9 protein-coding genes are annotated in these 12790 nt (G+C 65.7%); all 9 read right to left on the reverse strand.

Going from position 1 to position 12790, the window contains the following annotated elements; translation table 11 throughout:
• Positions 1 to 2 precede the first annotated feature (2 nt).
• The 9 genes from AC3WQR_RS09340 to AC3WQR_RS09380 all read right to left on the reverse strand — a co-directional run bounded on the left by AC3WQR_RS09340 (position 3) and on the right by AC3WQR_RS09380 (position 12760).
• Positions 3 to 6740 carry a phage tail protein gene (locus AC3WQR_RS09340; RefSeq protein WP_492741831.1) on the reverse strand — a complete coding sequence of 2246 codons (6738 nt, stop codon included), beginning with the start codon at positions 6738 to 6740 and terminating at the stop codon, positions 3 to 5.
• Positions 6728 to 7144 carry a DUF6950 family protein gene (locus AC3WQR_RS09345; RefSeq protein ID WP_139700579.1) on the reverse strand — a complete coding sequence of 139 codons (417 nt, stop codon included), beginning with the start codon at positions 7142 to 7144 and terminating at the stop codon, positions 6728 to 6730. The genes AC3WQR_RS09340 and AC3WQR_RS09345 overlap by 13 nt, the downstream gene beginning before the upstream one ends.
• Positions 7141 to 7764, reverse strand: coding sequence for a hypothetical protein (locus tag AC3WQR_RS09350; protein ID WP_492741832.1), 624 nt, complete (start codon positions 7762 to 7764; stop codon positions 7141 to 7143). The genes AC3WQR_RS09345 and AC3WQR_RS09350 overlap by 4 nt, the downstream gene beginning before the upstream one ends.
• On the reverse strand, positions 7761 to 8384 hold the full coding sequence (locus AC3WQR_RS09355; protein WP_095950415.1) for a hypothetical protein: 624 nt from the start codon (positions 8382 to 8384) through the stop codon (positions 7761 to 7763). The genes AC3WQR_RS09350 and AC3WQR_RS09355 overlap by 4 nt, the downstream gene beginning before the upstream one ends.
• The gene (locus AC3WQR_RS09360) at positions 8381 to 10414 is read right to left on the reverse strand and encodes a phage tail length tape measure family protein (RefSeq protein ID WP_492741833.1); all 2034 of its coding nucleotides are present in this window, start codon (positions 10412 to 10414) and stop codon (positions 8381 to 8383) included. Before AC3WQR_RS09360 ends, AC3WQR_RS09355 begins: the two co-directional genes overlap by 4 nt.
• Positions 10415 to 10502: 88 nt before the next feature.
• Positions 10503 to 10853, reverse strand: a complete 351-nt coding sequence (locus AC3WQR_RS09365; protein WP_143599196.1) for a DUF1799 domain-containing protein — start codon at positions 10851 to 10853, stop codon at positions 10503 to 10505.
• A gap of 17 nt (positions 10854 to 10870) precedes the next feature.
• Complete coding sequence (locus AC3WQR_RS09370; RefSeq protein ID WP_492741834.1) at positions 10871 to 11221, reverse strand: hypothetical protein; 351 nt, start codon at positions 11219 to 11221, stop codon at positions 10871 to 10873.
• A 63-nt stretch (positions 11222 to 11284) separates the two neighbouring features.
• Entirely contained in the window at positions 11285 to 12214 is a 930-nt protein-coding gene (locus AC3WQR_RS09375) for a hypothetical protein (RefSeq protein ID WP_095950411.1), read from the reverse strand.
• A 66-nt stretch (positions 12215 to 12280) separates the two neighbouring features.
• Entirely contained in the window at positions 12281 to 12760 is a 480-nt protein-coding gene (locus AC3WQR_RS09380) for a hypothetical protein (protein WP_307695125.1), read from the reverse strand.
• Positions 12761 to 12790: the final 30 nt, after the last annotated feature.

Here is a 12790-nt window from a genome sequence, read left to right on the forward strand (position 1 = left end):
CTTTATCTCCTACATCCCAAAGAAAATACGGAAGTTCCCGTGCAATTGAACGTCCCTACAACTTCGATGCTGTGTCCGCCGGGCTTCAGATATCGGACGATTGCACCGGTGATCGTTGTTCCCTCCAAGCCGACGCCCAGCCATTCAGAGTTGCCATCCACACGAATGGTTAGTGTTCCGACGCCGAAGCCAAAGGGGTTCACGAAGGTTGTCGCCGTGATGTAGGTTTGCACCCATTCGCCCTCGTTGTCTGGCACGGTGAACCACATCGTGGTTCCACTGCCACCGTTTTCGGCTTGCTTCGCATTGGGCAGCGTGACGGCCCCACCTCGGATGCTCAGCGTGTCGATCACCGCCCTTCCGATCGTCAGTCCACTCTGATCCAGATTGAAACCAGGCCCCCAGAGACGAAATCCTGCGTACGAACTCGCGGGAATGGAATGCATCACAAGCCCGCAGCCGCCGAGATTGAAGTCGACGAACATGTCACCGTTGGGGTGCTGCGCCAGGACCCAGCCCGAAGAGGCATCGCGCCACTTTTCACGGCTTCGGATGTAGCCCCAACCGGTTCCCGTGATGTCCCCGTTGATCGCGATCTGACCGGAAGTGATGTAGCCCAGCTTCGAGATCGAAGCCGTCAACTGCTCCACATCCAGCGAACGAGCCTTGATCGACCCGTCGACGAACATGTTGCCGTTGATCCCGACCGAAGGTGTGCCACCGATGCTGCCGACAACGAAAGGGAACGTCGGCACGCCGCCCGGACCGTCCTGCGCGATGGCGAACTTGTCGACCAGCACGACCAGCTCGGATTTCGTGCCGTCGTTGTTGAGGATCATGCCCGCGACCTTCTTGTCCGCGTTGACGTTCAGGCGCCATTGCGACTTGACGGTGCCATCCAGTGTTGCGATAGCAGAGGCGTTGGTCGAGATCGACGAGGTGTGACCGTTCACCGTAGCGGTCAACGAAGTCATCGAATTGGCCTGGGCCGTGATCGAGCCTTCGGCACTGGTGACTCGCGTGGTCAGCGCATTGACCGCGCTGGCATCCGCCTTCGTGGTCTCCGCCTTGGTGATCCGCAAGCTGTCCGTGACATCCTCGAAGCGGAACCCCTGAATCTCCGTGTACCCCGTTGTGCCACCGGTGTGGTTCAGGGCAAAACCGGGGCTGACCGAGGTGTCGCCGAAGGCACTGCCGAGCAGGTCCAGCGAGATCTGCGTCCAGACGTTGTTGGGCAAGCTGCCGATCGCGATGGGACTGTTGCTGTAGTTGCCCAACGTGTTGCGCCACCAGGTCCAATAGTGCGTGCCGTTGGCATCCACGCGTCGGACCCATGCCGTGAGGCGGTAGGTCCGCGCCGGGTCGATCACCACCTTGCTCTTCGAGTAGTTCCAGAAGTTCGCGCCGCCCACGGGCGAACGGCACACCGTCGTGGCGACCTTGCCGGTCGTGGTCGTGACGAAGAACGTCGACAGGTTGGTGCCGTAGTGGCTGCGCCATGCCGTCGCATTCGCCAGGCTCTCGTCTGCCGTCAGGCTGGCCTGCGAATCGGCACGCCCCAGCTCCAGCCCACTGTTGATGCTGGTGATCGCATCGCCCTGCGAGGTGATCAGGCCCTCTGCATTCGTGACGCGCGTCGTCAATGCGGTCAGGGCCGTGTTGCTGGCCTTGCTCGGCAGGCCGTTCGTCGTGTGGTTGACGGTCGCCGACAGCGCCGTGATCGCATTGGCGTTCGCCGTGTCCGCGGTGACGCGGGCACTCTGCTCGGCCGTCACGGCTGCGGCGGCATCTGCCTTGTTCGTGTTGACGACCGCTTCGAGCGCTTGCCGTGCAGACACCTCGGCCGCATCCGCCGTGATGCGCGCCTGGCGCTCCTCGTAGATCAGGCCGCTGGCGAGCGTCGGGCCCGTCGGCTTCTCCCAGACTTCGAAGGCATTGCTCACGAAGTCGTTGACCAGCGACGCCCCGATCACCGTGTCCAGGCTGCCCGAGGTGTCGGGAACGCCCGTGAGCGCCACGGACAAGCCCTGCCGCTGGATCGCCTCTGCGCTGTCCGCCTGCGCCCGTGCCACCGCCTCGGCCTGCAGCGCTGCGGAGCCGGCCGTGGCGTTGCCGGTGACGGTCGCCTGCAATGCGGTGATCGCATTGACATTGGCCGTGTCGGCGGTGGCGCGCACGCTCTGCTCGGTCACCAGCGCGGCATCGGCGCTGGTCTTGTTGCCCGCGACCGTGGCCGCCAGCGCCGTGCGAGCCGTGATCTCCGCGTTGTCGGCGGCGATGCGTGCCTGGCGCTCGCTGTAGACCAGGCCCGAGCTGACAGCCCCCACGTCGGTGCCGGTGTAGGCACCGCGCACCTGCGTGGCCAGCGATTCGCGCGCCGTGACTTCCGCCGTGTCCGCCGTGGCGCGCGCGCTCTGTTCGGCGTTGATCGCAGCATTGACGGTGGCCAGGTTCCCGGCCACGGTCGCGGCCAGTGCCTGGCGGGCCGTGACCTCGGCGGCATCAGCGTTGGCGCGCGCCGTCTGCTCCGCCACGAGCGCGGCATCCGCGTTCGTCTTGTTGCTGGCCACGGTGGCTGCGAGCTGCTGCCGGGCCGTGACCTCGGCGCTGTCCGCGCTCACCCGTGCATCGCGCTCCGATGCCAGGAGGCCCGAGCTCAGTGCGCCGATGTCGTTGCCGTTGTAGGCGCCGCGCAGTTGCGTCGCGAGGTTCTCGCGCGCCGAGACCTCGGCGGCATCCGCACTCGCACGCGCAGCAATCTCGCTCTGCAGCGCGGCGTTCGAAGCACCCGGCGATGGGCGTCCGATGGCGACCCAGTCGATTTCGAAGTACGCCGTGGCAGTCTGCGCCGCCGACAGCTCGATCCGGAGCTGGTCGATGGCCACATCCCAGCCGGGGCTGACCGTGACCATGCCGATGCCTGCGCCGTCGTAGGTCGGCTCCGTCATCGTCACACGCCGCGACGCATCGAAGCCACTGTCGCTCGCCGCGCGCCAGGACAGCGCGCCGTCCCATGCGGGCGCACCGACCTTGCGCACACGCATGCGGATCTGGCCGTAGGTCGAGCCGTTCGCGGCAATGCCCACAGGCGACACGATAAAGGGATCGGTCGCATGGTTGGCGGGGCGGATCCATCCCGCTGCCACGGAGGGCGTGCCATTGCCCGTCCAGGCCTCCAGGCCGGAATCGAAGTACCAGATCTTTGCGTAGTCGAACTGCTCGCCCACGCCTGCCGAGATCAACGTGATCTGCTGTGCCAGGGCTTCGTCGCTCGTGGCGCGCGCACTGCGCTCCTGGTAGATCAGGCCGCTGACCACCTGCGACAGGTCCGACCCGCCGTAGCCACCGGTGAGCTGCGCCTGCAGCGTCTCGCGCGCGCTGACTTCTGCGGCGTCGGCCGCCACGCGCGCCTGGCGCTCTTCGGCGATCAGGCCGCTGCCCACCTGCCCCAACGCCGGCGCCTGCCACACACCGTAGCTCTGCTCGGCAAACCCGATGTCCAGCGACGCGCCATCCACATAGGCCAAGGTGGCGGCGAGATCCGTCGCGCCCACCAGCGCGACCGCGAGTGACTCGCGGCTGCGGGCCTCGGCCGCGTCCGCGGCACTGCGCGCCGAGGCTTCATTGCCGATGGCGGCAGTCAGCGACGCGTCCGCGGCCTGCAGCTGCGTGGCCAGTTGCTGGCGTGCCGATGCTTCCGCCGCATCGGCGCTGGCGCGCGTCGTGGCTTCGGTCTGCAGTGCCGCCTGCGCGGTGCTCAACGATGCGTTCAGCGTCGTGAGGCGTGACGACAGCGACTCGTCCGCGGTCTGCCGCGCCGTGGCCTCGTCTGCGATCGCGGCGCTGCGGGCATTGGTTTCGGCAAGCAGCGCTGCCGCCCGCGCGCTCTGTTCGGCGGTGATCGCCGTGGCGCGGGTGCTGGCCTCGGCCGTCACTGCGGCCTTCCGGTCGGCCACCTCCTGCGAGACGGCCGCCACACGTGCCGTGATCTCGGCCTGGTCCGCCGCAGCGCGGGTGGTGGCTTCGGCGGTGAGCGCGTTCGTCACCTGCGTGACCTGTTGCGTTCGCTGCTGGGCCTCAGACACCAACGCCGCCGAGCGCGCGGCCGTTTCTGCCGCAAGGGCGGCCGTTCGCGCAGCCGCTTCGGCGCTCAGGGCCTGCGCGCGATCCTGCGTTTCCTTCGTCAGCGCCTGGCCCTGCGCCTGGTCGACGGCCTTGAGCTCGTCGACGGCTTCGTTCAGGCCCTTTTCGAGCTCTTCCAGCGCTTCGTCGATGCCGGGCAGCACCGTGAGCTGTACATACGCGGCAGCGCTGCCGTTGCCGCCGGCATCGACGGCGCGCACCCAGTAGCGCCAGCTGCCCGTGGCTTCGGTGCGAACGAAGGTCCGCTCTGCCGTGCGTCCGATCTCTTCGGACGTCTCGAGCGTGGCGCCGCGGCGCAGCTCGTAGTACGCGATCGGCTGCATGGTCTTGCAGTCCTGCCAGGCCAGGTCGATCTCGTTGCGCCAGACGGTGCCGTTCACGAGTGGCTGCGCGGGCGCCGCGATGTCGATGGACGCGGAGACCGGCACCGACCATTGGTTGGACGTGCTGCCATGCGAAGCCCAGACACGCTGGGTGCCGGCGCGCAGCCATCCGAGGTTGGCCGCCACGCCCTTGGCGGAGAACACTTCGTCGGCCAGCTCCCAGCTGGCGCCGATGCGCACGCGGGTCGTGCTCCAGTCGAGCAGGTCGAGCCCGATCGGCTGGCCCCAGGTGGCGACGATGCCGGCGTCGGTCACGTCGAGTGTGAGCCCCGCCACGTCGCCAGGCACGCCGCCCTTTCCGACCAGCGTGTGCTCGGCCGTGGCCCACGGGCTCGATGCGTAGGGCGTTCGGAAGCGCGCACGCACCTGGTAGAGGCTGCGCACCGACAGGCCCAACAGGAAGGTCTCGGTGGCATCGCCCGGCAGTTGCGACGAGTGCCAGTCGCTCACCGGTGCCAGCGAGCGCCATTGCACCTCGACCGCGCCGTTCTTCAGGATGTTGAGCTCGTTCGACTTCGCCCACGAGACGCGGGCGCGCGCCACCATGCCGCCGTCCTGCAGAGACATCTGCGACGGACCACTTTCCACCTTGAAGTCGAACGGTGCCTGCGGTTGCAGGAACGGGCTCGGCAGGTTGGTGTTCGGCGCCGCGTCGGCCAGCACCTCGTCGGCCAGGTCGTAGTAGGCCGGCACGTCCTCGATCACGAGCAGCGACAGCGGTGCGTTGCGCGCGTAGGTCCAGTCGGTGACGCGGAAGGTCTTGTTGGTGAAGCCGTACAGCGCGCTCGAGAGCACGATGCGGTCGCCGGGCTGCAGATGCCAGGCCAGCATCTTCGGATGGATGCGCAACACGAAGCCGCCGCGGCTCTGCTCGACCACCACGCGGGCGATCTGGTGGCAGCGCACATGCGAGGTCGTGAAGGCCAGCGCCATGTCGGTGAACTTGTCCTTGGCGTCGAGCGCACGGAAGGCCTGGTTCTGGTAGGGCGTGAAGTCTTCACTCACCCCGTTGCGCGCCGCGTTGACATAGGTGCCGCGCATGCCGTTGAAGCGGCTCGCGCCAGGGTTGGAGGTTTGCATCACGGTCGTGGGCGCCAGCATGTCCTCGTCGGTGAGGTTGAGCACCGGTGTCGACCAGGCACCGGCCTGGATGCGCCAGACACCACCCGACTCGAGGCTGAAGCCCGCCATCGAATCCTCGAGCTGTTGCCGTGTCGACTCGCGGTCCTGGTCCGAACGGAACATGCCGTCGCAGACATACCGCGCCTTGGAGCCACCGTGGTTGACGGCATCGACGGCACTGTAGACCTCTTGGTCGCAGGCATTGGCCGCTGCAATCAGCGCGTTTTCGTCGATCTGGTCGGCGGCCGCGAGGTAGCCGGTCTCCGAGCGAAGGAAGTCTGCCAGGCACAGCGCCGGGTTGCGCGAGTAGGCGGTCTGGCCGGTGCGGGGGTCGTAGACCTTCTTGCCGCGCAGCCTGGCCGTGATCTCGGGAAGGCCGCCCTGGAAACGCTCGAACAGCATGTTGAGCGTCACCACGGCATAGGTGCAGCCACTCAGCTTGTGCTGCTCCGTCCAGAGATTGGCACCCGGAAGGGTCTGGTCGACATTCCAGCGAAGGAACGCATCGGCTGTGTCCACGCCGCCAGGCGACGTGTGGAACTGCACGTTCACTGCCGGGCCTTCCGAAGGCCAGCCCGTGAACAGCGGTGGCATCTGGAACTCGGAGCCGTCGGTCCAACCGAACTCATTGGGCCGCCCCACCGATGTGCCGTCGATGAAGATCTCGTCGATCGCCTCGCATTCGTGCGATGCGAAGACCATCACGATGTGTTTGAACTGAGCCATCGGCCCGCTGTCGAGCACCGCAACGATGGATCCGCCGACACGAGCGGGCGCGCCGTAGACCGTGGCCCAAGGCGCTTCCGAACTGACCAGCGTGGCCGTACGGTCACGCAAGTTGGCCACGTCTTCCGCGAACTTGCGGGCAGCGGCTTGTCGCGCCTTCTTCTTGGCCTGCGAGGACGCGTAGGCGTTGCTGACCATGGAAATCGCGGTGCTGACGATCAATCCGCCAACCGCGGCCGCCGCCCCTGCACTGGCGCCAACAGCCGTACCGATTGCCGCAAAGAAGCTCACAGGATCCGCCATTGCGGCGGTACAGACGCCCAGAAGGGCGCCAAGGACCAAGAAAAAACGAATCAGACGCGCCATGCTGCCACCCCCGCCGTCAAAGGCAAAAATTGGAGGCGATCCTTGCCAGGCGCCACGATGTTCGAGCCGGTGCAGATGCCAAAACTGTGGCCCGACACACGGCCCACACGGCCGCCGCTTCGCGCCAGCACCACGTCTCCGCGCTGAGCCCGCAGGCCGGGCAGCGCCGGCCCGAGAAGGGTGGATGCAGCGGCTTGAAAGCCGCCGACCGCACGCACGTGCCTGAGCGCCGTCAGCAGCCTTTTGGGCGCCAACGCGCCGCCTTGCGCGCGCAGCGGCTCGAGCGGGTCGGTTCCGCGTTGCTCGCGCACCCAATCCGCTGCAATGGTCGCGCAGTCGTGCTCGAAGTAGGCGAAGCCGATGTGGCGTCGCGCGTCGATGAAAGTGTCGAGATCAATGCTCATTTGCTGTGCACACCCAGGTTCTGTCGATATTGAAGATTGGCCTGCAGCCACTTGCCGACCCAGACGGCCGGGTTGCCGATCAAGCTGGTGAGATAGACGAAACCCAGCTCACCCGGATGCCGTGCCTGGTGCTGCGCGTTGTTCATGCGCAGCGCGGCGGGATTGCTGCGCACGTCGTAGCTGGCGGTGCGGCAGTCCATGCTGATCGAGGCGTTGTTGCCATCGCGAGCGATCTTCATCTGGTCCATCACGCCGACGAAGCGCAGCACGGGCGCGCCGGTGATCTGCAGCGTGTTGGCATCGAGCATGGCGATCCAGACCCGCACACGACGGTCCTGGTAGTCGGCGGGATCGCCCAGCGCCAAGGCACGCGTGCCGATGTCCACCGGCGAGAGCGTCAGCGTGAGCTTCTCGGCCGCACCGTCTTCGCTCTCGTGCAGCTCGCCGATGGAGCCGAGGTTGCCCACGCCCTGCCAGATCTCGCCCATGACCTGGACGCTGAGCGGCCAGTTCGTGAAGCGCGCCGTGCCCGAGCGCAGTTGCAGTTCGACCAGTGCGAGCTCGCCATAGGCGCCGGCGCTGGCGGTGGCCTGAAAGCCGCTGTTGGTGGTGACTGTCATTCCCAGGACTCCATGAGATCGAGGCTGAAGCCGCCCTGCGTGCGCGACTCCGATGACCAGTTGTTCTTGGTATCGACCTTGCGCATGAGACAGGTCGGGCGATCCCAGACCACGGCGCTGCCGGCGGCCACGGCCACGCGCAACACCGGCTCGACGGACACCACGATCAGCCCCGACGCGTTCGCCACGGCATCGGCCTGCACGTGCAGCAGCTGTCGCTGGATCGATCCCTGGTTGACGCCGATCCAGTCGCCCTGCAGCAGGGTCTTGCCGGCCTGGGCCGCACCCATCTGGATCGACAGCGACGACGCGCCCGCTGCAGCGGCCAGTGCCGTCCATGTGCCCCGCGCGCTACCGCGCGGGGCCGGCTGCAACATGTCGCTGACCGCGAGCACGTTGACCTGGCCGCGCAGCGCATGCACCAGGCTGCGCCACATCGCGGCCTCGTTCATCAGAGGGATGCGCTCTTCGCTCACGAGCGCACAGGTACGGCGCGGCGGTGCCAGCACGGCAACCTGCGACGAGCCGGTGTCGCCACTGCTGAAGCTCAGGTCGAAGGTCTGGATGCCGAAGTCCTGCCGCTTGACAGGCAAGGTGGGGGGCAAGGTGATGATGCTCATTGGGGCACCACCCGCATACGCTTGAGTTGTTCCATTTGGCCTTGGTTGTTTGCTTGAAGTGCACGGTCCAGATCGGCCATCACGGCGCCGCGATCGGACCTCGAATCGATGTGGAAGACGGTGGAGGGTGCGTAGTGCAGCGCGCCGCCGCTACTCGCACCTTGAGCGCTCACGCCAAGGCGGCCGTCGGAACCACGGCGCAAAGGCATGATGGCTTCGGGCCCGGCCTCGCCCATGAGGCCGATGCCGTTGGCGAAGGGGAAGAAGGTGGGCTTGCCGACCACGCTGTTGGCATAGGTGTGCAGGCCGGGGGAGGAGAAGACATTGCCGTTGGCGCTCGTGACGAAGAACTTCATCACGCCGTTCACGAGGCTGCCCAACCAGTTGCTGCCGGAGCTTTCGCCTCCAAGAGCCCCACCACCCGAAGATCCGCCCTTGAACAGGCCCGAGAACCATCCGGAAAATGCCTCGACGGCTGGCTTCAGCGATGTGTCGTAGAGCGCGTCCGCGATCGACGAAACGATCTTTTTCTTGAGCGACTCGCCCATCTTGTCGAAGGCCTTGTCGTCGCCCTGCAGAAAGCCCGTAAAACCCTCTCGGAATGCCCCATTCAGGTCGTCCGACAGCTTGCGGCTTTTTTCGTCCCGCTGGTTCTTTGCCTTGTCACCCGCTTCGACACCTTCGGTGTCGCTGGGCATGTTCAGACGATTCCTCTCAGACAGGACGTTTTCACCCGTCCATTTCTCGTCTTTCGTCTCTTCAGTGCCTTGAAGCGCGGAGCAAAAATCTTGACGAGAACTCCCTGACTCTTCTTTGCAAGGCGCACAAGCAATCTCGATCTGCAACTGAAGACCCGCGATCTGAGCTTGCTGAATGCCGGCGCTCGAGCCACGAGAAGCAGCCGGGTTCCGAGGTGACCCTTCGACGCGGCCCACCGAAGCAGATCCTGATCGAACAAGTGCGCCCTCTTTCTTCAGCTCAACAACAACCTGTTTCGCACTCTCTACCGCATTCTTTTTCTGCTCACTTTCCGTGCGCTCCTTCATGACCGCATCGGTTTCAGAGATCTTGGTGCTGGCATTTGCTGCCTGCGTCGCCGCAGACTTGGCGTCATGCCGTTGCATTTCCCTTAGGTTTTCAGCCCGATCGCTCCATGTCGAAGACATGGGACGCACCAGGAGGCCGACAGCAGCCCCTTCCCCTGTTTCAGCAAACGGAGTTCCCGCCCCGCCATCTCGGCGACGACGGTTTTCGAGTTTTTTCGAGGCTTGCTCCGCTTTCTCCTGCAACGTGCTTCCGCGCCCTAGGTTGCGAGGAATATCTTCTAAGAAATCTCGAAAATCGGTCACCCACGGCTTCACGCGATCGACCAAGAGCCTGTCTTTCTCGCCTTGTTTGGCTCTGCGGGTCCTTTCGACGGCATACGACCTTTGCGCGAGGGCCTCTGCGGCCTGGCGCTGCCCTGCGTCCTCTAGCCGGCCGATCTCCGTGAGTTCTGCTCCACTGAGGTATCCGTACTTCTTGTTGAGCTCAGCGGATTTCTTGAATGGCTCATTCGCCAGTTCGCGGAACTCGTCCGCGACCTCTTTCATGGGCGTACCCAATACTCGGTTCAGGGTTGTGAGGGCGGCTCCGGTCTCCTTTAGAACTTGGCCTTGCACGTGCCCATCTGCAACGAGCATCTGCAACGCCTGTGCTTCTTTCGCACGAGACCCGGTGGCGCCTGCGTTCTCACGCTCGATCCTTCGCAACTGGTCATTCGTCACGCCTGCGTAGTTGTTGCTGAGCGTCCTCGCCTCGGAATACGCCGCGTCCTCCCTCAAGCCTTCGATGGTGCGCTTCCCCAGATACTCCGCCGTCTTGAGACCGGCCTTGACAATTGGACCTCCCGGGATTTTCTTGATTGCCAGGTTCGCCAAGTTGGCGGCGCCGGTGAGGTCTTTCAGTGCTTGCGTTGCGGCGGGCGCTTCTTTCAGCACCAGCGAAGCGCCTGTCGTTGCGGGGATTCCTGTTTTTTGTTCAGCAGCCATGTCTGTATGGTCCGTTCGGTAGGGGGAAAAAATGAGGCCGACATTCGCCGGCCTCATGCTTCTTCAATCGCCTGCGGCCTTCCTCGCGCTAGACGTTCAGCACCGCAATGCCCTCGTCTTCCATCACCTGCAACTGCAGGAACACTTCACGCTGGCGCACACGCGGAATGCCCAGGCGCCGCATCGCCACGTCGACCGCGCCGAAGTCGAGCCCCTGGAACCACGCGCCTGCCGCACCGGCGACCACTCGCCATTGCGTGCGGCAGGCGTGGAACACCTCGAAGGCTTCCTGGTGTTCCGGCCAGAGCTCGAATGGCGGCGGGCCGTCCCCGTTCGCCATCGAGGAGACGAGCTTTCTCGGGTCGAGGCCGAGCGACGCGCACTGGCTGCGGAGATCGTCGTCCAGCTCGTCATGGACGCGATGCGCGACTCCGAGCACGAAGCGCGCGGCGCCTCTCAGTTTTTTACGGCGGCCGGGTACGCGTGCTCGAAGTAGCTGTAGGCAATGGCCGCCTCGAAGGTCGGCCAGTCCTCGGCTGCCGCGGTGCGGTTGTCGGGCGTGCAGATGAAGGGCGCGTTGTCTTCGCCCTCCAGGCCCTTCCAGTCGGCCAGCACCATGTCGAGCAGTTCGCGGTCGGTGAGGCTGCGCGCGTCCAGCCGCACCTGCAGCGTTTCGTTGTCGGTCTTGGACAGGCGCTTGAAGACGGCGTCGAAACGCACCTCCTCGACCTGGCCGTCACCGGGCACACGCATCACCACGGGGGCGATGAAGGTGGGCTTCACGGCGATCTTGAGCTTCTGGGGCATCGGGTTCTCTTCCTTGAGTCTTGAATGAATGAGTGGGTCAGCGAATGAAGAAGAAGGCCGTGCTCAGCGCACGACGATCGACCACTCGTCGTTGCCCGAGCCGCTGGGCACGAACTCGAGCGGCACGGTGACCATCTGCACGCCGTCGACGTCGCTGTAGGTGGGCTTGCCGATCTGCGCGCGCGGCGAGAGGAACTCGACCACGTTGGTCGCGCCCTGGCCGTGCTTGAGGGCCAGGGGCACGCGCTTGCTCGAACGCGCCATGCCGATCCAGTCCTTGGTGGCCACCGAGGTGTTCTCGAAGGTGACCGAGCCGGTGGAGACGCGCGCGGTGATCTCGACCGAGTCGACGGTCATGAGATCGCGCTTCACGACGGTGTTGCCGGCATCGAAGCTGAAGGCGCTGGCCGCCACGCCCAGGCCGTCGAGCATGAGGGTGGTGTTGGCCTTGTTCACGCCCAGCGGGTCCATGAACTTGGTGTAGTCGGCCGTGGGCAGCGGTGCGTCGGCGGCAGGCACGAACAGGCCCGTGAACTCGAACTGCCACTTCGGGATGCCCTTGGCGTCGATGGTGGCCTTCACGTTGCCGTGCGCGTCGGTCATCTTGTAGACGGTGCCGTCGACGTTGCCGTAGATGGTGAGCGACTCGAGGCCGTCGGTGGCCGGTGCGAAGGTGGTGCTGACGCCGGCGGCCGTGGTGACGGCGATGGCGCAGCCGCGCATGAGCGCAGCGTAGGCCGGCACATCACCGGCTGCAGCGACGCCCGCGATCTCGACCGAGAAGGCGATCTTGCTGTACTGGGTCACCAGCACGGAGCCGCGCGAGCCGAAGTAGGGCCGCACGTTGTCGCGCTGGACCACATCACCTTCGATGGGAGTCAGGGTGACTTCGCTGACCAGGATGGCGTTGGCCGCACCGGTCGGAAGGGCGTCGGTACCGCGTACCGTTTCAGCCTTGGCCAGGATGGCCATCTTGCGCATGAGTTTTGCCATGTCGGCGTTCTCCGTAGGTTGGTTGGTTGATGGATGAAGGGAGGGGAATGAACAGAGGGGCCTGGCTCAGAGGTAGCGCCAGGTCCGCAACTGCAGGGAGGCGCCGTGGCACTGCACGCCGCAAAAACTGACTGCGCCGGTGCCGCCGACCTGCATGCCGTCGGTGGCTTTCTCGTCCTTGATCGGGCTGGGGGCGCATGCGCCGCCGAAGCCCGGGTCGGCGCGCACGGCGTCGCGCACGGCCTCGATCAATGCGTCGAAGGCGAGCTCCGAAGCAGCGGTGTCGTCGACGGCCATGTAGCCGTGCAAGGTCCAGGTGTCGACGCTGAGGGTGCGTCCGACATTGAGGCTTCGCTCCTCGGTGGCGTCGCGGCGCAGCCACCAGCCGCGCAGCTGCTGCGCGCCGCCGGGCAGCGTGTGAAGGTAGAGCGCGCGCAGCGCGGCCTCGTCGCTCGCGAAGCGCTCGCGGTCGTGAACGCGGCCGATCTGCGGCACGCCGTTCAGCGTCTGGACAATGGCCGCGCGCAAGGTGTCGAGGCCGCTCATGCCGCGGCTCCGGCCGAATGCTGCGGCGTG

It is taken from the genome of Variovorax sp. FW305-3-2-15-B-LB1, assembly GCF_058787635.1.

Excerpts from the sequence above, each read along its gene's own strand:
- AC3WQR_RS09380 (WP_307695125.1), bottom strand. The coding sequence starts at position 12,760 with ATGAGCGGCCTCGACACCTTGCGCGCGGCCATTGTCCAGACGCTGAAC.
- AC3WQR_RS09360 (WP_492741833.1), bottom strand. The coding sequence starts at position 10,414 with ATGGCTGCTGAACAAAAAACAGGAATCCCCGCAACGACAGGCGCTTCG.
- AC3WQR_RS09350 (WP_492741832.1), bottom strand. The coding sequence starts at position 7,764 with ATGACAGTCACCACCAACAGCGGCTTTCAGGCCACCGCCAGCGCCGGC.
- AC3WQR_RS09340 (WP_492741831.1), bottom strand. The coding sequence starts at position 6,740 with ATGGCGCGTCTGATTCGTTTTTTCTTGGTCCTTGGCGCCCTTCTGGGC.
- AC3WQR_RS09370 (WP_492741834.1), bottom strand. The coding sequence starts at position 11,221 with ATGCCCCAGAAGCTCAAGATCGCCGTGAAGCCCACCTTCATCGCCCCC.
- AC3WQR_RS09375 (WP_095950411.1), bottom strand. The coding sequence starts at position 12,214 with ATGGCAAAACTCATGCGCAAGATGGCCATCCTGGCCAAGGCTGAAACG.
- AC3WQR_RS09355 (WP_095950415.1), bottom strand. The coding sequence starts at position 8,384 with ATGAGCATCATCACCTTGCCCCCCACCTTGCCTGTCAAGCGGCAGGAC.
- AC3WQR_RS09345 (WP_139700579.1), bottom strand. The coding sequence starts at position 7,144 with ATGAGCATTGATCTCGACACTTTCATCGACGCGCGACGCCACATCGGC.